This is a genomic window from Serratia ureilytica (assembly GCF_013375155.1).
Taxonomy (GTDB): Bacteria; Pseudomonadota; Gammaproteobacteria; order Enterobacterales; family Enterobacteriaceae; genus Serratia; species Serratia ureilytica.
Genome location: NZ_JABXOF010000016.1, coordinates 17,028 through 35,377, shown reverse-complemented (window position 1 = coordinate 35,377; position 18,350 = coordinate 17,028). Strand labels below are relative to the sequence as shown.

18 protein-coding genes are annotated in these 18,350 nt (G+C 56.7%); 7 read left to right on the top strand and 11 right to left on the bottom strand.

Going from position 1 to position 18,350, the window contains the following annotated elements:
• Positions 1 to 94: 94 nt before the first annotated feature.
• Together dsbB and nhaB are read right to left on the bottom strand one after the other, a co-directional pair.
• Positions 95 to 625 (bottom strand): disulfide bond formation protein DsbB, encoded by a 531-nt coding sequence (gene dsbB / locus HWW83_RS23650; protein WP_033643335.1) that lies wholly within the window; start codon positions 623 to 625, stop codon positions 95 to 97.
• A 120-nt stretch (positions 626 to 745) separates the two neighbouring features.
• Positions 746 to 2,311, bottom strand: a complete 1,566-nt coding sequence (gene nhaB, locus HWW83_RS23645; protein WP_069100693.1) for a sodium/proton antiporter NhaB — start codon at positions 2,309 to 2,311, stop codon at positions 746 to 748.
• Positions 2,312 to 2,554: 243 nt separating this feature from the next.
• Here nhaB and fadR point away from each other — a divergent pair, with 243 nt between their 5' ends.
• Positions 2,555 to 3,274 (top strand): fatty acid metabolism transcriptional regulator FadR, encoded by a 720-nt coding sequence (gene fadR / locus HWW83_RS23640; protein ID WP_033643333.1) that lies wholly within the window; start codon positions 2,555 to 2,557, stop codon positions 3,272 to 3,274.
• A 57-nt stretch (positions 3,275 to 3,331) separates the two neighbouring features.
• Here the strand turns inward: fadR and HWW83_RS23635 are convergent, their stop codons facing one another.
• Positions 3,332 to 4,867, bottom strand: a complete 1,536-nt coding sequence (locus tag HWW83_RS23635; RefSeq protein WP_033643331.1) for a SpoVR family protein — start codon at positions 4,865 to 4,867, stop codon at positions 3,332 to 3,334.
• Between the two features lie 298 nt (positions 4,868 to 5,165).
• Here HWW83_RS23635 and zinT point away from each other — a divergent pair, with 298 nt between their 5' ends.
• Positions 5,166 to 5,816 (top strand): metal-binding protein ZinT, encoded by a 651-nt coding sequence (gene zinT / locus HWW83_RS23630; RefSeq protein WP_101452910.1) that lies wholly within the window; start codon positions 5,166 to 5,168, stop codon positions 5,814 to 5,816.
• A gap of 46 nt (positions 5,817 to 5,862) precedes the next feature.
• On the opposite strand, the gene HWW83_RS23625 is transcribed toward zinT, so the two are convergent.
• Entirely contained in the window at positions 5,863 to 6,180 is a 318-nt protein-coding gene (locus tag HWW83_RS23625; protein WP_047574897.1) for an antibiotic biosynthesis monooxygenase family protein, read from the bottom strand.
• Positions 6,181 to 6,714: 534 nt separating this feature from the next.
• On the opposite strand from HWW83_RS23625, the gene HWW83_RS23620 reads away from it, so the two are divergent.
• Both HWW83_RS23620 and dadX read left to right on the top strand, forming a co-directional pair.
• The gene (locus tag HWW83_RS23620; protein ID WP_033643328.1) at positions 6,715 to 8,019 is read left to right on the top strand and encodes a D-amino acid dehydrogenase; all 1,305 of its coding nucleotides are present in this window, start codon (positions 6,715 to 6,717) and stop codon (positions 8,017 to 8,019) included.
• 76 nt (positions 8,020 to 8,095) lie between these two features.
• Complete coding sequence (gene dadX, locus HWW83_RS23615) at positions 8,096 to 9,169, top strand: catabolic alanine racemase DadX (protein WP_176589633.1); 1,074 nt, start codon at positions 8,096 to 8,098, stop codon at positions 9,167 to 9,169.
• Between the two features lie 8 nt (positions 9,170 to 9,177).
• Here dadX and HWW83_RS23610 read toward each other — a convergent pair whose 3' ends face one another.
• The 3 genes from HWW83_RS23610 to HWW83_RS23600 form a co-directional block, all read right to left on the bottom strand.
• Entirely contained in the window at positions 9,178 to 10,371 is a 1,194-nt protein-coding gene (locus HWW83_RS23610) for a Bcr/CflA family efflux MFS transporter (RefSeq protein WP_033643326.1), read from the bottom strand.
• Between the two features lie 77 nt (positions 10,372 to 10,448).
• On the bottom strand, positions 10,449 to 11,009 hold the full coding sequence (locus HWW83_RS23605; protein ID WP_101452912.1) for a 3'-5' exonuclease: 561 nt from the start codon (positions 11,007 to 11,009) through the stop codon (positions 10,449 to 10,451).
• Between the two features lie 306 nt (positions 11,010 to 11,315).
• On the bottom strand, positions 11,316 to 11,798 hold the full coding sequence (locus tag HWW83_RS23600) for a hypothetical protein (protein ID WP_033643322.1): 483 nt from the start codon (positions 11,796 to 11,798) through the stop codon (positions 11,316 to 11,318).
• Positions 11,799 to 12,023: 225 nt separating this feature from the next.
• Between HWW83_RS23600 and HWW83_RS23595 the strand changes: the two genes are divergently transcribed.
• Positions 12,024 to 12,320 carry a hypothetical protein gene (locus HWW83_RS23595; protein ID WP_033643321.1) on the top strand — a complete coding sequence of 99 codons (297 nt, stop codon included), beginning with the start codon at positions 12,024 to 12,026 and terminating at the stop codon, positions 12,318 to 12,320.
• 159 nt (positions 12,321 to 12,479) lie between these two features.
• Here the strand turns inward: HWW83_RS23595 and HWW83_RS23590 are convergent, their stop codons facing one another.
• The gene (locus HWW83_RS23590) at positions 12,480 to 12,656 is read right to left on the bottom strand and encodes a GhoT/OrtT family toxin (protein ID WP_033634815.1); all 177 of its coding nucleotides are present in this window, start codon (positions 12,654 to 12,656) and stop codon (positions 12,480 to 12,482) included.
• Between the two features lie 395 nt (positions 12,657 to 13,051).
• Between HWW83_RS23590 and HWW83_RS23585 the strand changes: the two genes are divergently transcribed.
• Together HWW83_RS23585 and HWW83_RS23580 are read left to right on the top strand one after the other, a co-directional pair.
• Positions 13,052 to 13,390, top strand: coding sequence for a hypothetical protein (locus HWW83_RS23585; protein ID WP_144236169.1), 339 nt, complete (start codon positions 13,052 to 13,054; stop codon positions 13,388 to 13,390).
• Between the two features lie 140 nt (positions 13,391 to 13,530).
• Complete coding sequence (locus HWW83_RS23580; RefSeq protein ID WP_101452913.1) at positions 13,531 to 14,220, top strand: alpha/beta hydrolase; 690 nt, start codon at positions 13,531 to 13,533, stop codon at positions 14,218 to 14,220.
• A gap of 174 nt (positions 14,221 to 14,394) precedes the next feature.
• Here HWW83_RS23580 and HWW83_RS23575 read toward each other — a convergent pair whose 3' ends face one another.
• The 3 genes from HWW83_RS23575 to yeaG all read right to left on the bottom strand — a co-directional run bounded on the left by HWW83_RS23575 (position 14,395) and on the right by yeaG (position 18,289).
• A complete protein-coding gene (locus HWW83_RS23575; RefSeq protein WP_033643319.1) occupies positions 14,395 to 14,625 on the bottom strand; it encodes a biofilm development regulator YmgB/AriR family protein in 231 nt (76 codons plus the stop codon).
• 328 nt (positions 14,626 to 14,953) lie between these two features.
• A complete protein-coding gene (locus HWW83_RS23570) occupies positions 14,954 to 16,222 on the bottom strand; it encodes a YeaH/YhbH family protein (RefSeq protein WP_033643318.1) in 1,269 nt (422 codons plus the stop codon).
• A gap of 132 nt (positions 16,223 to 16,354) precedes the next feature.
• Positions 16,355 to 18,289 carry a protein kinase YeaG gene (yeaG, locus tag HWW83_RS23565; RefSeq protein WP_016927472.1) on the bottom strand — a complete coding sequence of 645 codons (1,935 nt, stop codon included), beginning with the start codon at positions 18,287 to 18,289 and terminating at the stop codon, positions 16,355 to 16,357.
• Between the last annotated feature and the right edge of the window lie 61 nt (positions 18,290 to 18,350).

The following is an 18,350-nucleotide window of genomic DNA, read 5'->3' as shown; positions in this document are numbered from 1 at the left end:
CTTACACATACCTGAAATGGGGTTATCTCTGAATTCAACAGTAATACCCTAAAAAAACGGCGCCCTGAGGCGCCGTTTTTTGTTTGTTGGCCTATCAGCGGCCGAACAAATCGCGGCGGCGTGGGCGAACAAATTGCGCGATCAGCACAATCAGCGCCACCAGCAGATAGGCACCGAAGATACCCACCAGCCACTGTGGCATTTCCAGCGTCAGGAACTGCCATTGACGCACGGAACAGTCACCGGAAGCGTGGAACACCGCAGGCAGCCATTTATCCAGCGGCAGCCAGGACGGGAAGCTGACGAAGAAATCGCAGGTATTGAACGGCGAGGGGTGCAGTTGGATCATGGTGTGTTTCCACGCCAGCTGTACGCCTTCCCAGGCGCTGTAGATCCACAGCAGGATCGCCACATAGCGCAGCGGCGTTTTCGGCGCGATGGCGCCCACCAGTGAGGCGCCGAGGATGCCGAACAGCGCGCAACGCTCGTAAATGCACATGACGCAGGGCTGCAGCAGCATAACGTGCTGGAAATAGAGCGCGACCAGTTCCAACACCAACGCTGTCAGGGCCATCAGCAGCCAGGCGCCGCGTCCTTGTGAACAGCGGTTAAAGAATTGCAACATATCTAGATTCTTCCATGCAGTAAGCAATTGAACCGGCAGTGTAAACCAATTCCCCCTCGCTGCCAGCCACCTGGGCCGGTTTCAGCGTAAAAATAGTCGGTTTACCCTGCCGGCGCCGCATCAGTGGCCGATGGCGTCGACAGGCGGCAGCGTCAGCCAGTGCCACTGTGTCAACAGTTCGGTCGCCGGCTCCAGCGTGAACTGTACGCACAGCAGGCCGACCACGGTCAATACGATCGTATAAGGCAGGGCCATCCACACCATGCGGCCATACGACAGACGCACCAGCGGCGCCAAGGCCGACGTCAAAAGGAACAGGAACGCCGCCTGGCCGTTAGGGGTCGCGACCGAAGGCAGGTTGGTGCCGGTATTGATGGCGACCGCCAACAGTTCGAACTGTTTCAGCGCAATGGCGCCGGTTTCCAGCGCGGTGCGCGCTTCGTTGATGTAAACCGTGCCGACGAATACGTTGTCGGAAACCGACGACAGCAGACCGTTGAACAGGTAGAACAGCGAAAGCTGAGAAGCGGGCTCGGCGCGCAGTACAAACTGGATCACCGGGCTGAACAGGTGTTGCTCAATGATCACGGCCACCACGGTGAAAAATACCGTCAGCAGGGCGGTGAACGGCAGCGCCTCCTGGAACGCTTTGCCGATGGCGTGTTCGTCGTTCACGCCGCACAGCGATGTGGCGAGAATGATGACCGACAGGCCGATCAGCCCGACTTCCGCCAGGTGGAAGGCCAGCGCCAGCACCAGCCAAACGCCGATCAGGGCTTGCATCACCAGCTTGAGCCTTTCTTGCTTGCTGCGGCCTGCGGTGGCCTTGCGATCATACTCTTTCAGCACCTCACGCACCGCTTCCGGCAGTGGCGTGCCGTATCCAAACAGGCGAAAACGCTCTACCAGCCAGCAGACCAGCAGGCCGCATGCCAGCACCGGCAAAGTGACCGGCGCCATCCGCAGGAAGAAGTCGATAAAGCCCCAGCCCGCGCTTTTGGCGATGATCAGGTTCTGTGGCTCGCCCACCATGGTCATGACTCCGCCGAGCGCGGTGCCGACGCCGGCGTGCATCAGCAGGCTGCGCAGAAAGGCGCGGAATTGCTCCAGCGTCTGCTTGCGCTCTTCGCCGGTGAAATCGCTGTCATCGCCGATGTCGCCGTCGGAGCGGTTCGACGTCACATTGTGATAGATGGAATAGAACCCCGTGGCGACGCTGATCACTACCGCGACGACCGTCAGCGCATCGAGGAAGGCGGAAAGGAAGGCGGCCGCCAGGCAGAACGCCAGCGACAGCAGCGTTTTCGAGTGGATATTGAGCAGCAGCTTGGTGAACACGAACAGCAGCAGTTGCTTCATAAAGTAGATGCCGGCCACCATAAAGACCAGCAGCAGCAGCACTTCCAGATTGTGTTCGATTTCTTGCGAAACCTGCGCCGGGCTGGTCATGCCGATGGCCACGGCCTCCAGCGCCAGCAGGCCGCCCGGCAGCAGCGGGTAACATTTCAACGCCATCGCCAGGGTAAAGATGAACTCGATCACCAACAGCCAACCCGCGAGAAACGGGCTGGCGAAAAAGAACACCAGCGGGTTGATCGCCAGGAAAATGAGAATGGTCAGTTTGTACCAGTCGGGAGATTGCCCCAGGAAGTTTTTGAGCAGGGCGCTGCGCAGGGTTGTTTCCATTGTCCTTTATGCATCCTTAAATCAGTCGTAGCACGTACCCTAACAACGCGGCGGGGGCGGGCGCAACCGGAGCTTGTTTTACGGCGGCAAATTTCTCAGGGCCGGTGTTTTTGCGCGTTTTTTGCCACTTTATGCACACTTTCGTTTATTGTTTTTCGCTCACGCTATGTCATGTCTGTGTGATCTGGTATGATGAGCTGATTACTTTTACTGATTTTATCGTCGCAACGGAACGTCAAACACATGGTCATAAAGGCGCAGAGTCCTGCCGGTTTCGCGGAAGAGTACATTATTGAGAGTATTTGGAATAATCGCTTCCCCCCTGGCTCTATTTTGCCCGCGGAGCGTGAGCTTTCGGAGTTGATTGGCGTCACGCGCACTACGTTACGTGAAGTGTTGCAACGTCTTGCCCGCGATGGCTGGTTGACCATTCAGCATGGTAAACCGACCAAAGTGAACAATTTCTGGGAAACGTCCGGCCTCAATATCCTTGAGACCGTGGCTCGTCTCGATCACAAAAGCGTCCCGCAGCTGATCGATAACCTGCTGTCCGTGCGTACCAATATCGCGTCGATCTTTATTCGCGCTGCGGTGCGCAATCATCCTGAGCAGGCGCAGGAAGTGCTGGCGAAAGCCGCCGAGGTGGAAGATCAGGCGGATGCCTTCAATGTCTTGGACTATGAGATCTTCCGTGGTCTGGCGTTCGCTTCCGGCAACCCGATCTATGGCCTGATTTTCAACGGCCTGAAAGGGCTGTACACCCGCGTGGGTCGTTACTACTTCTCCAACCCGGAAGCGCGCAAGCTGGCGCTGACCTTCTACAGCAAGCTGTCTACGCTTTGCCATGAGAAGCTGTACGACCAGGTGATGGACACCGTGCGCAACTACGGTAAAGACAGCGGGGCGATTTGGCAGAGCATGCAGGGCACCATGCCGAGCGATCTGACCGAAGCGCGCCGCTGATGCCGTGCGAATGACATAATTAGGGCGCCGTGTTGGCGCCCTTTGTCGTTATGGCGGTTACAGCGGCGTAGGCCGCGGCGGGCAGCGGTCGAGCAATTCCACGCTGCCGTCTTCGTTTTGCTGCTCGAGGATCACGTCGAAGCCCCACAGGCGATGCAGGTGCTTCAACACGTCGCGGCGGCTCTTATCGAGCGGCGCGCGCTCCTGCGGGATGTAGCGCAGCGTCAGCGAACGGTCGCCGCGCAGGTCTACGTTCCAGATCTGAATGTTCGGCTCGTGGTTGCTCAGATTGTATTGAGCCGACAGCTCCTGGCGGATTGCCCGGTAGCCCGCTTCGTTATGGATCGCGGCAATTTCCAGGTAGTTGTTGCGATCGTCGTCCAGCACGGTAAACAAGCGGAAGTCGCGCATCACTTTGGGCGACAGGAACTGGCTGATAAAGCTCTCATCCTTAAAGTCGCGCATGGCGAAGTGCAACGTGTCCAACCAGTCTTTACCGGCGATGTCCGGGAACCAGTAGCGATCTTCCTCGGTCGGCGATTGGCAGATGCGCTTGATGTCCTGGAACATGGCGAAGCCCAGAGCGTACGGGTTGATGCCGTTATAGTATGGGCTGTTGTACGGCGGCTGATAAACCACGTTGGTGTGGCTGTGCAAAAACTCCAGCATGAACCGCTCGGTCACCCGGCCTTCGTCGTAAAGATGGTTAAGGATGGTGTAGTGCCAGAAGGTCGCCCACCCCTCGTTCATTACCTGGGTCTGTTTTTGCGGGTAGAAATATTGGCTGACTTTGCGCACGATGCGCAGCACCTCACGCTGCCACGGTTCCAGCAGCGGCGCATTCTTCTCGATAAAATAGAGGATATTTTCCTGCGGTTCGCTCGGATATCGGCGCGCCTGCTCAGGCGACTCTTCGCGCTCGACGCGTGGCAGGGTCTTCCACAGCGTATTCACCTGGCTTTGCAGATACTCTTCGCGGCTTTTCTGGCGCGCTTTTTCTTCCACCAAAGAGATTTTTTGCGGGCGTTTGTACCTGTCGACCCCGTAGTTCATCAGCGCATGGCAGGAGTCCAGCAGCCGTTCCACTTCTTCGACGCCGTAGCGTTCTTCGCACTGGCTGATGTAGTGGCGAGCAAACAGCAGGTAATCGACGATGGAGCTGGCGTCGGTCCAACTGCGGAACAGGTAGTTATTCTTGAAGAACGAGTTGTGGCCATAGCAGGCGTGCGCCATCACCAGCGCCTGCATGGTGATGGTGTTCTCCTCCATCAGGTAGGCGATGCAGGGATTGGAGTTGATGACGATTTCATACGCCAGCCCTTGCTGGCCCTGTTTGTAGCGCTGCTCGGTTTCGATGAATTTTTTGCCGAAGGACCAATGGGTATAGTTGATCGGCATGCCGACGCTCGAATAGGCGTCCATCATCTGTTCTGAGGTGATCACCTCGATCTGATGGGGGTAGGTGTCGAGCCGGTAATGCTTGGCGACGCGGTCGATCTGCTCCAAATACACCTGCAGCAGTTCGAACGTCCAGTCCGGTCCATCGCTCAGACGTTTATCATCCTTAACCTTGTCATGTGTTGAAGTAGTCATCAGCGCACCCTCATTATTCACGGGCCTTGCTCAAACGGCAGACCCTGTAACAAGCATAGTTCAAGTCATAATTAACCATTGCAAATCAGTGAAATAAAAATGCCGGTACGCAAAGGGGCGAACGGCGGTCGATCCGGCGCCCGTCCCGGCAGAAGGCGGTGCAACACCGCGCATCTTCTCCGAGTATAGCCCTGCGGCAGGGGCGTGCAACACATTGCCTGCTGTGCGACAGGGATTGAAAACTGTTATGTTATATTGTAACTTTTCATTTTTCTCAATAACGGACAAGGAGCGCGTTTTGACGAGGCATTTGGGCAAATTGGCAGTGGCGCTGGCGGCGCTGTTCATCAGTGGGCAAACGTTGGCTCACGGGCATCATTCACATGGCAAGCCGCTGACGGAAGTGGAAAAAAAGGCGGAGGGAGGCGTGTTCGACGATAAAGACGTCAAAGATCGCGACCTGACTGATTGGGAGGGCGTATGGCAATCCGTGTATCCGTATCTGATCAATGGGGATCTTGACCCGGTGTTCAAGAAGAAAGCGGCGCAGGATAAGAGCAAAACCTTCGCAGAGGTGAAGGCGTATTACCGCCAAGGTTACGCCACCGATGTGGATACCATTGGCATTGAGAACGGTGTCATGGAATTTCACCGTGGCGACCAATCCAGCGCCTGTCAGTACAAGTACGCCGGGCATAAGATCCTGACGTATGTCTCCGGTAAGAAAGGCGTGCGTTATCTGTTCGAGTGCCAGGATGCCGACAGCCAGGCGCCGAAATTCGTACAGTTCAGCGATCACATTATCGGGCCGCGCAAATCGGCGCATTTCCATATCTTTATGGGCAACACGTCGCAGGAGGCGTTGCTGAAAGAGATGGATAACTGGCCGACCTACTACCCATTCCAGCTGCAGACCAAAGAAGTCGTGGACGAGATGCTGCATCATTGATGCTTCTCTCTTCTGCCACCACAAGCCCGCACGCGTGGGCTTGTGGTCAGTCGAACGACCTGATTTGCAGGTAATCGTCCGTGACGTCCATTTCAAATAGCGTTTCATCCGCCAATAAAGTGGCGCGCATACGATCCCGAGCCGCTCGGTACCGTTCATCCAGCTGAATATCACCGGCGTTTTCCCATGCCGAGCGGCTTGGCCACTGCCCATAGCCGATATATTTGCCGTTCACCTCCCGATGCAGGCGCGAGCCCAGGCTGCCGCGTTGCTGATAGATGCCCTGCGTCAATTCAAGCCAGGCCTGGCGAAAAGCGTGTTCGTGTCCGGTTTTGACTGAGAACTGATAGAGAGCGATGAACATGCGAGGTTCTCCTGAATAGCGACAGTATGAACTCTAGGCGCGGCTGGGGGCTTGAACGTTCATATCGTGCTGCAGCGAAAACAAGATGGCGCCACAGTGAACGCCGCTTTATTCCAACAGTAAAAATAAGGCTATTAAGGGCTGAAAATTTACGCGATTTTTCTGCTGCAGCGGGTGGTGCCGTTATTTGCCAGTTGTTTTGGTATTTTTTGTTTTTGTGGTTTTTTATTCTATTTATAGGTTAGCTGATATTTTTATATTCTGTTAAATCCATGTTGCTTATCACGCCAATTTTCCATGACATCAATGATAGCAATGCTAGCGAATCAGGGGTGACCTCGCGCCATAAACCCCCTTAAACCGTATCTTATCGCTATTTTCTGGCGGCTATTGCAAATGCGCGGGCCATCGACGATAAATTAATTGTGAATATTGTCACGTTTGATGACGAAGTTGTTGGACGGATTTTTTCACTGAGTTAATTTCCTGTTAGCAGAAGATTGTGCTTTGTGAAGCCTTGGGCTGGAGTCAGCGATGCGAGTGGTAATTTTAGGTAGTGGAGTGGTGGGCGTAGCCAGTGCCTGGTATTTGGCGAAGGCTGGGCATGAGGTGACGGTGATAGATCGTCAGCCTGGCCCGGCACTGGAAACCAGCGCGGCGAACGCCGGGCAGATTTCACCGGGCTATGCCGCTCCCTGGGCGGCGCCGGGCGTGCCGCTGAAGGCCATTAAGTGGATGTTCCAACGCCATGCGCCGCTGGCGATCCGTCTCGACGGCAGCAGCTTCCAGCTGAACTGGATGTGGCAGATGCTGAAAAACTGCAACACCGAACACTACATGACCAACAAAGGCCGCATGGTGCGCCTGGCGGAATACAGCCGCGACTGCATCAAGGCGCTGCGGCAGGAAACCGGCATCCAGTACGAAGGCCGTCAGGGCGGCACGCTGCAGCTGTTCCGCACCCAACAACAGTTCGAAAACGCCGCGAAAGATATTGCGGTATTGGAAGATGCCGGAGTGCCTTACCGATTGCTGGAGGCCGGCCAACTCGGCAGCGTTGAGCCTGCGCTGGCGCAGGTGGCGCACAAGCTGACCGGCGGCCTGCAGTTGCCGAACGACGAAACCGGCGATTGCCAACTGTTTACGCAACAGTTGGCGAAGATGGCTGAGCAGGCGGGCGTGACCTTCCTGTTCAACCGCAGCGTCGACCGTCTGTTGGTGGAGGGGGACAAGATCGCCGGCGTACAGTGCGGCGAGGAAGTGTTCAAAGCCGATAGCTATGTGGTAGCGTTCGGTTCGTACTCCACGGCGCTGCTGCGCGGCCTGGTGTCTATTCCGGTTTACCCGCTGAAGGGCTATTCGCTGACGATCCCTATCGTCGATGAGGCGGCGGCGCCATTCTCTACGGTACTGGATGAGACGTATAAAATCGCCATCACGCGCTTCGACCAGCGCATTCGCGTCGGCGGCATGGCGGAGATCGTCGGTTTCAATACTCAGCTGGAGCAAAAGCGGCGAGAAACGCTGGAGATGGTGGTGCGCGATCTCTACCCGAACGGCGGCAGAGTGGAAGACGCGACGTTCTGGACCGGCTTGCGCCCGATGACGCCGGACGGCACGCCGATCGTCGGCCGCACCTCGTTGAAAAACCTGTACCTCAACACCGGGCATGGCACGCTCGGCTGGACCATGGCCTGCGGTTCCGGGCAGTTGTTGTCCGATCTGATGTCCGGCATTACGCCGGCAATCCCTTCCGATGACCTGGCGGTGGCGCGTTACAGCGCCGGATTTCGCCAGCAACACGCGGTTCCGCTGAACGACGTGCATCCCGCACGTTAATCGTCGACGCTGTCATAGACTTTTTCGGCCACGCGCAGGCGCGCGTGGCCGCTGTACGCTGCCCCAAGGAGAAGCGATGCCCCGTCCGATAACCGCCACGATGCATCTCGGTGCAATTGAAAACAACCTGCAGGTGGTGCGCCGTTTCGCCCCCGGCGCCAAAGTCTGGGCGGTGGTCAAGGCCAACGCCTATGGCCACGGCATCAAACACGTTTGGCGCAGCATGGCGCACACCGACGGCTTCGCCATGCTGGATCTGGCCGAAGCGGTGTTGCTGCGCGAGTCCGGTTGGCAGGGGCCGATCCTGTTGTTGGAAGGCTTCTTCCAGCGACAGGATCTGGCCTTGCTCGATCGTTATCGCCTGACGACGGCGGTGCACAGCGACTGGCAACTGGCGGCGATCGCCGACGCAAAGCTGAGTGCGCCGCTTGATGTCTATCTGAAAGTGAACAGCGGCATGAATCGGCTGGGGTTTGCGCCCGAGCGCCTGCATGAGGTGTGGCGCAGGGCGCAGGCTGTCGCCAATATTGCCGAGCTTACGCTGATGAGTCACTTCGCCACCGCCGACGGGCCGGAAGGCGTAACTCAGCAGATGGCCACCATCGAGGCGGCGGCGGCCGATGTACCGCTGCCGCGTTGCCTGGCCAACTCGGCCGCTACGCTGTGGCATCCTGCGACCCACGGCAGCTGGGTGCGCCCTGGGATCATTCTCTATGGCGCTTCGCCGAGCGGATGCTGGAACGATATCGCATCGACGGGGTTGCAGCCGGCGATGACGCTGAGCAGCGAGATCATCGGCATTCAGCAGCTGAAGTCTGGAGATCGCGTGGGCTACGGTGGCCGTTACAGCGCCGCCGGCGCGCAGCGTATCGGCGTGGTGGCCTGCGGTTATGCCGACGGCTATCCGCGTCATGCGCCGACCGGAACGCCGGTATGGGTCGATGGCGTGCTGACACGCACCCTGGGAACGGTATCGATGGATATGCTGGCGGTGGATTTGACGCCCAGTCCCCACGTTGAACTGGGCGCCGAGGTGGAGCTGTGGGGAAAACGCCTGCCGGTGGACGAGGTGGCCACGGCGGCAGGGACGTTAGGCTATGAACTGTTGTCGGCGTTGGCGGCACGGGTGCCGGTTGTTACCGAAGCCTGAGCCGCGGCTCAGGCGACTTTTCTGATCTGTCCTTTAATCTGCTTGCTGAGCCGCCGCGCGTGCAGCGCCAGCAGGCAGCCCGCCAGCATAACCAAGGCCAGAGACAGCTTCGGTTGCAGCGGCAGCGCCATCGCCAGCAGTCCCAGCGCGGCGCCGCCGGCCATCTGTACGAAACCGACCAGCGCGGACGCGACGCCGGCCTCATTGGAGTACGGTTCCAGCGCATAGCTGGTGGCCGGGCCCATTACGAACGCCAACCCGGCGCAGGCGCTGGCGACCGGCAGCATATACGCCAGCCAGTGCGCTTGCGCCGCCGCGGGAAGCCACATGACGCCCAGCAGCAGGCCCAGGCAGCCCAACCCCATCAAAATGCCGCCGGTCGCCAGACAAACCGGGCGGCCGACTTTGTGGATGATGCGGTTAGCGAAGAAGCTGACCAACATGATCCAGAAGCCGTTGGCGCCGAACACCAACGAGAATTGCAGCGGAGTCAGGCCCGCGGTGCCCATCAGCACGTTAGGCGCCAGAGAAACGTAGGTCAGCGCCATGCCCATCGCCCCGGAGTTCACCACCGCGAAAGAGAGGAAACGCCGTTCGCTGAGGATGCGCGCGTATTGGCGCACCGGCAGCCCTTTGACCGGCACGGTGTCGGCGGGGCGAGTTTCCGGCAGGCGCAGCGCGATGAGCACCAACACCAGCAGCGCGTAACTGGCCAGGAACCAAAAGGGCGCGCGCCAGCCGAAGGCTTCGGCGAGCAGGCCGCCGAGCAGCGGCGCCAATGCCGGGATGATGTTCAGCGTGCCGTTGAGAAAGCCGAAGGCGCGGGCGGCGTCGTCGCCATTCAGCCGATCGCGCACGCCGCTGAAGGCGACGACGGCGGTGCAACAGACCGCAACCCCTTGCAACAGGCGCGACGCGATGAAGATCGTCGGGCTGGTGGCCAGTGCCGCCATTGCCGCGCCGATCGTGTAGAGAATAATGCCGGCCAGCGCCACCGGTTTGCGGCCATAGTTATCCACCAACGGACCGGCGATGATTTGACCGAGGCCGAGCACCAGAATAAACAGCGAAATGGTGGATTGGATCAGCGCTTCACTGCTGCCCAGGCCGGCGGCGATGGCGGGAATGGTGGGCAGATAGAGATCGATGCCCAATGGGCCGAGCAGCACCAGGCTGAGAAGCAGAAACAGGAACTTTTGCATAGCAGGAAAGGCACGTCCTAGTGACAAAGAGGGCTAGAGTAGAGATTCTGGCGGCAAATGAAAAGGGGCAAAGCGGGTCAGCGCTGCGCTCCCGGGCGGAGATAAAGCGCCGAGACGGTATCGGCCACATAACGGGCCTGATGGCGAGCGTCATCCAACGCGCGATGCGGCATGCCTTCGAACGGACGGGTCTTTTTCGGGTTAAAGCCGTGCAGTTCCGCCAGCGTTATCACCGTGCGCACATCCTGGGTATCCCAGAATTTCCACGGACAGGGCATCTCCAACTGCTGGAAGGCGTGTTCGAGGATCGCGCAGTCGAACTCTTTACCGTTACCCCAGACCTTTACCGTATCGGTGCTGTTCATATGGATAAAACGGCTGAGACTGCTCAGCACGCGCTTGAGGCTCTCGGTGCCGCCGAAGGCCAGCTTGCGCGCTTCATCGGATTGTTTCGCCCACCAGGCAACCGTGTCCAGGCTTATGGTTCGCCCCGGCTGATCTTTCTGGCTGCTGACGGCGGCCTCGAATTCGGCGCCAAGTTCCCCGGTGCGGGGATCGAAAAACACCGCCGCGACCACCAAAATCACGGCGCAGGGTTTTATATCCAGGGTTTCAATGTCTAACATCAGATGGTGCATCGGCGTTTCCGGTGGTTGGCGTGGTGGTTTAATGTTACTACAGAACGTGCGCCGATGCGGCCAGTGCGCACATGAAATCCTTTTAAAGCGCCTCGTTCAGGTTATGATGCTGGAGATACTCTTGTCAGGTTGGTCGCTATCGGTGAGAACGCTTATCTTTATTTTGTGCATGGTTGGCTACTTGCTGCTGCTGGGCTACCTTAGCGTGTTCGTCACGGACAAGATCTGTGAGAAGGCAGGCAACTACACCAAAATATGCCGCATCGTAGACATTTCAGAGCCCCATATCCCCAGATAGCACCGCGTTTAACCGAGGTAATCGGTGGTGATCAGCGGGGTCAGGATCGCCGCCAGCGCCGCGAGCGTCGTCCATTGCCGCCAGCCTAGGCGAGCCAGCCAGTCATGCCGCTGTGGCGGCGTGGCCAGCTGCCCGACGGCCACGGTGCCGGTCAGCAGCAGCGTCAGAATCAGCAGCACCAGGCCACGGCTCACCAGCGTGAACTCAATGTGCAGCACATTGGCGTAATACAGGCGCATCAGAATAAAATAGCCCAACAAGATCCAGGCGAAAACGACGTTTTTCTTGAGCACCTGTTGCAACATCAGCGCGAGAAACAGGCTGTGAAACAGCGATAGCAGCGGGGCTTCGATCGGATGCCGAACGCAGACGTTGTAGACCGCCATGTAAATGTTGAAAACCAGCAGGATATAGATCACGTAAATATACCAGCCGTAGATCACTTTGAGTTTTTTGGCGCTCGGCGGCAGGGAGAGTGCGTCCGGTTTCATTAGGGCCTCCTGATGACGCCACGCAAACGCTGCAGTTGAAGACGGCGCGTCGGCATCGTAATTTATAATCCACAGGGTATATATCACCCGAGCGCTAAATGAGAATTAAACGCTGAACCGGCTTTATTCCCGCGTTTGCGCGGAACTATTTTTGGCCCGCAGGGTCGATTGGCGAGCGATCGCCAGGCGATTCTCGCACTGAGATGAAGCAAGCAATACGCTGATATGAAAGATTATAAAAACACGCATGGCACCAGGCTGCTGCTGATATTCACCCTGGCTTTTTACATCCTGTTGCCGCCTGTGCTGACCGCCTGCGTCTTCACCCGTTTCAATCTTAATCCCTTCGCGATCGTCAAATTCTTGCACTTTAATCCGTTCTTCGCCGATCGGGGCATACCCGGTTATCAGACTTTCCTCTACCTGCTGATGCTTTGGTTGGGGGGGAATATTTTGCTATGGTTGATGGTATGGGGCGCGGGGCGGCTGTACCGCCGTTGGCGATCGCGGCGCGGCGAATAGTCTACCCCCAAGTAAAACGTTACGCGGGGAAATGGCCTTTCATTTAACAATGCGCCGTATCGTCACTTGTTTCGCTGGTGAGGGGCAGCGTCGTCGGCTGACCCATTCCATTAGCACGGCTGTTTAAAAGCATCCGTGGCGGCACAGCCGGTTAGGGCGTTAGAACAGCGAAAACAGCAAGACGACCGGCAGACTCAACGGCCAGGTTAACCCGATGGTCAGCGCGCTGATGCAACGAATTTTGACGGTGTCCCTGCTTACCAGGTAGGTGAAAATCATTGAAACTAACAGACCAATAAAATAACAGTATTGCGTTGCAACCCACAGCGACGACATGAAACTCGATCCCAGTTGTATTTTTACGCGCGAATTCTAGGAGCTTGGCGGGCGATAATCAATGACCGAAGGCCGTTAATTCATGCCTTTATCCATAAGAATGCATAATTTATTTCTATAAAGAATGTAAGGTTATTAACGGCTTTATGCTTATTACGAAAAGAAATCAACAACATAGTTACCGGTAACATTTTAAGGTTGTCAGCCTGATTTCAGGCGGGAACGGTGTGAAGAAGGAAAATAGTCATTCAGACGTCCGGAAACGCGACGAGGTTATAACTCATAAATTTTATTGATGTTTCAGTGGGCAAGCAGACGAAGGCGAGATCGCGTTGCGCCGGCGAGCTTTGGGTTCTTTTTTTTAGCTGTCGGCGGGCGAATGATGGGATAGAAACATGCGGGGAGAGGGGTTTTTAGCGCATCGTCCGGATGCGCTGCCGGTCAGCCAGGAAGGGGGGTTTGGTGTTGCTGTAGGTTTAATGAATGTTAAGACCGTAGACGAACAGCCACGAAAACAGCAGCGCCAGCAGGCATGTCATCAATACGATGGAGATCATTTCCTTCACAACTTCATTCCTTTTCCCGATGAACCAAATTTACTTGTCTTTGTTTTTGCGTGGAATTTTAGATCGGTATGGGTAAAAATCCTAGTTTTAATCCCGTTTTTTGCACTGGCGCCACGGCGTACGCTGTCTCGGCAAGTCATGACGATGCCTGTAAACCGAGCGCCTTAACCCGTCGTAGCTATTGCCGAATACCGCAGTGCTAACTATATAAATGGAGATCGCGCGACGTCGCCGGCTGCAAGGCGCGTCCCTGTAGGGCGGCTGTTGATCAGTCTACAGCGCCTCCAAATGAGATGAAGAGGTCGGCAATGAGCACAAAACCAACCATCGTGCTGGTGCACGGATTCTGGGGCGGCGCCGCGCACTGGAGTAAGGTGATTATCGAGTTGTCGCGCAGGGGCTATTCGGCGATTCATGCGGTGGAAATGCCGCTGACCTCACTGGCTGAGGATGCGGAACGGGCGCGCAAGATGGTCGCGCAGCAAGCGGGACCGGTATTGTTGGTGGGGCACTCTTACGGTGGCGCGGTGATCACGGAAATGGGCAACCAGCCTAACGTGGTCGGCCTGGTCTACATTGCCGCGTTTGCGCCGGGTGCCGGTGAAAGCCCCGGTGGTATTACGCAAGCGCATCCTCCCGCGGCAGTCGCGAATCTGATTCCGGACAGCGACGGTTATCTGTGGATCAAGACCGACAAGTTTCACGAAAGCTTTTGCCAGGATCTTACCGCCGACGAGGCTCTGGTGATGGCGGCGACGCAGAAGGCGCCATTGGCCGATACCTTCGGCAACCCCCTCGGTGAGCCCGCCTGGAAACATAAACCGTCGTGGTATCAACTCTCCAGCGACGACCGCATGATAGCGCCGGAGAACCAACGGCGTATGGCGCAGCGGCTGCAGGCTAAGAAAGTCATGGTGCTGAAGGCCAGTCATGCCTCGCTGGTTTCCCATGCCGATGACGTGGCGGGATTGATTGACGAAGCGGCCGGTTCAAAATAAAACCCGGGCAGAAACGCGCTTCGGGCCAAAAAAGAGGCACCTTGCGGCAAAGGAGTGCTGCGCTTCACATTAGGGATAAGCGCTGATATCGCTGCCGGAGTTCATTATTAACAGCATAATCAACACCACGACGGCGGCAATAATGGCGTAGATTTCCGCCTTGCGCATATCGATCTAGCGCCCGTTAACGCCGATCATTTCTATTGCCGCTCGATGCAATTTTTGAAAATACTCGTCGTGCTGTTGTTCAACTTCCTGAATAAGACTGGCCAGCAGATTCTGTTTGGTGATCGGTTTGTTGGCGATGAGCACCAGCAGCACGCTTTTGCCGAGCAGGCAGCAGATTTGCTTATGGTATTCATCAACATCATTCTTGTTGAGGCCATAGAGGGTGTAATCGATCATGGTGTCTAACCTGCTGACAGGTAAATTGCCCGCCGAAGCGGGCTGAGAAGCCATAGAAAATAAAATGAGTCAAATTTCGCTTAGGGTGGAACCCGATGCGTGTGTTAACGATAACTGAATGGGAATATTCCCATCAAGACGCATGAGGGAGGATGTGAAGGTTTAGGAATAACCTCAGAAGAAATAATAATAGAGGTCGTCATTCGGGATAATGCGGCTTATTATTTTGCCGGTGAAGGTCAAAATTTATGTGTGAGGGATATATCAGGGTGAAAAAGAAACAGCCGGAAAACGGGTTCTCCGGCTGCTATGATTACCGCGATATTATTCACGCGGTCTGTTTGCGGAACAGTTCGCGGAATACCGGATAGATATCGTCCGGTTCGCGGATATGCTGCATGGCGAAGTTGTCGAATTTCGCTTGCAGATCTTCGTATTCGCGCCACAGCGTTTGGTGAGCGCGGCGAGTGATTTCGATGTAGCTGTAGTACCGCACCATTGGCAGGATCTTCTTCGCCAACAGCTCGTGACACAGCGGTGAATCGTCGGCCCAGTTGTCCCCGTCCGACGCCTGCGCGGCGTAGATATTCCATTGCGCCGGATCGTAACGCTCTTCGACCACGTCGTTCATCAGTTTCAATGCGCTGGAGACGATGGTGCCGCCGGTTTCCTGCGAATAGAAGAACTCCTGCTCGTCCACCTCTTTCGCCTGGGTGTGATGGCGAATATAGACCACCTCGACGTTTTTGTAGGTTCGGCTCAGGAACAGATAAAGCAGAATGTAAAAACGTTTGGCCATGTCTTTGGTGGCCTGATCCATCGAACCGGATACGTCCATCAGGCAGAACATCACCGCCTGGCTGGAGGGCTCCGGCCGACGCTCGTAGTTTTTGTAACGCAGATCGAAGGTGTCGATAAACGGCACGCTTTCGATTTTCTTGCGCAGTTCGGCAATCTCTTTGCGCAGCCGCTCTTCTTCCAGCAGTTGCACCGGCTCGGTGTTTTCCAACTGGGTCAGCGCGTCTTCCAGTTCGTGCAACGCGCGCCTTTTACCGGCGGTCATGGCGGTACGCCGCGCCAGCGAGTTTTGCAGCGAACGCACGACGCTGATGTTGGCCGGCACGCCGTTAGCGGTATAGCCGGCGCGGTGGGTTTTGAACTCGGTCAGCTGCTTGTACTGATTCTTTTTCAGGTTGGGCAGGGCGAGATCCTCGAACAAAAGATCGAGGTACTCGTCTTTGGATATCTGGAAGACGAACTCATCCTGGCCTTCACCGTCCTGGCTGGCGTTGCCCTGGCCGCCGCCACCGCCTGCGCCGCCCTGAGGCCGTTCGACGCGATCGTTCTGCACGAAGTGGTCATTGCCCGGGTGAACGCGATGGCGCGTGCCGCCGCGCCCCTGATGAAACATCGGTTCGTTGATATCGTCAGTGGGGATAGAGACTGACTCCCCGCTGTCTACGTCGGTGACCGAACGCTTGTTGATGGCTTCGGCAATCGACTGTTTGATTTGCGACTTGTAACGGCGCAAGAAGCGCTGGCGGTTCACCGTGCTCTTGTTTTTGCCGTTCAGCCGCCGGTCAATGAAATAGGCCATACTTCCCCCAAACGACGTTGCCAACTCTTCATGTCCCGGCCGCGGCAGCGCAATGTGTCAGCCCCTCCGTGGGCTGCGCTGCAACGTCCATGACTATGGACATGGCCCTGATAATGCCGCTTACCTGAGGCGTTATGAGGATTTTCTGACCCGCAGATACCATTCACACAGCAGGCGCACCTGCTTGCGGGTATAGCCTTTCTCCATCATGCGATCGACGAAGTCGTCGTGTTTTTTCTGCTCGTCCGTCGATGTTTTGGCGTTGAACGAAATCACCGGCAACAGTTCTTCGGTATTGGAGAACATCTTTTTCTCAATCACGGTGCGCAGCTTCTCGTAGCTGGTCCAGTTCGGGTTGCGGCCGTTGTTGTTGGCGCGGGCGCGCAGCACGAAGTTCACGATTTCGTTGCGGAAATCTTTCGGGTTGCTGATGCCGGCCGGTTTTTCAATTTTCTCCAGTTCGGCGTTCAGGGACTCGCGGTCGAACAGCTGGCCGGTGTCGGGATCGCGATACTCCTGATCCTGGATCCAGAAGTCGGCATAGGTGACGTAGCGGTCAAAAATGTTCTGTCCGTATTCCGAGTAGGATTCCAGATAGGCGGTCTGGATCTCTTTGCCGATAAACTCGGCGTATTTCGGGATCAGATAGCCTTTCAGGTGCTCCAGGTATTTCTCCGCCAAATCCTGCGGGAACTGTTCGCGCTCGATCTGCTGTTCCAGCACATAGAACAGGTGCACCGGGTTGGCTGCCACCTCGGCGTGATCGAAGTTGAATACCCGCGAGAGGATTTTAAAGGCGAAACGGGTGGAGAGGCCGTTCATGCCTTCGTCAACCCCGGCGTAGTCGCGGTATTCCTGATAGGACTTGGCTTTCGGGTCGGTATCTTTGAGACTTTCACCGTCATACACGCGCATTTTCGAGTAGATGCTCGAGTTTTCGGGCTCTTTCAGCCGCGACAGCACGCTAAAGCGCGCCAGCGTTTCCAGCGTGCCCGGCGCGCAGGGCGCATGGGTCAGCTCACTGTGATCCAGAAGCTTGTCGTAAATTTTGATCTCTTCCGACACGCGCAGGCAGTAAGGCACCTTGACGATATACACGCGGTCGAGGAACGCTTCGTTGTTCTTGTTGTTACGGAAGGTCACCCACTCGGATTCGTTGGAGTGCGCCAGAATAATGCCGCTGAACGGCAGGGCGGAGATGCCTTCGGTGCCGTTGTAGTTGCCTTCCTGGGTTGCGGTCAGCAGCGGATGCAGCACCTTGATCGGCGCTTTGAACATCTCGACGAATTCCATAATCCCCTGGTTGGCGCGGCACAGGGCGCCGGAATAGCCGTAGGCGTCCGGATCGTTCTGCGCGTGGTTCTCCAGTTTACGGATGTCCACTTTACCGACCAGTGCCGAGATGTCCTGGTTGTTCTCATCGCCCGGCTCGGTTTTGGCGATGGCGATCTGTTCCAGAATGGAAGGGCGCACTTTCACGACTTTAAACTTGGTGATATCGCCACCGAACTCATGCAGGCGCTTCGCCGCCCACGGCGACATGATGGTGCCGAGATAGCGACTTGGGATATTGAACTCTTTTTCCAGGATCGTGGCATCTTCCTGCGGATTGAACAGGCACAGCGGATGATCGTTGACCGGGCTGCGTTCGCCGTTGGCGCTGAGGGTGTAGATGGGCACGCGCTGCATCAGCGCTTTCAGACGTTCCGCCAGCGAGGACTTGCCGCCGCCCACCGGGCCCAGCAGGTAAAGGATCTGTTTCTTCTCTTCCAGGCCCTGAGCGGCGTGTTTCAGGTAAGAGACGATCTGTTCGATGGCCTCTTCCATGCCGTAGAACTCTTCGAAGGCCGGATAGCGTGCGATCACGCGGTTGGAGAACAGGCGCGACAGGCGTGATTCTAGCGCAGTGTCGACCATCACAGGTTCACCGATAGCCATCAGCAGACGTTCGGCCGCGTTGGCATAGGCACTGCGATCTTGCCGGCAAATGGTAAGAAATTCCTGCAGTGTGAACTCTTCGTCCTTGGCAGCTTCGTAGCGCTGGCGATAGTGGTCAAATATGTTCATGATGCCCGTCCTTTCGTTATTAGCACAGGTTAAAGAGAGCGTGTGATAGTGTTCTGGCTCC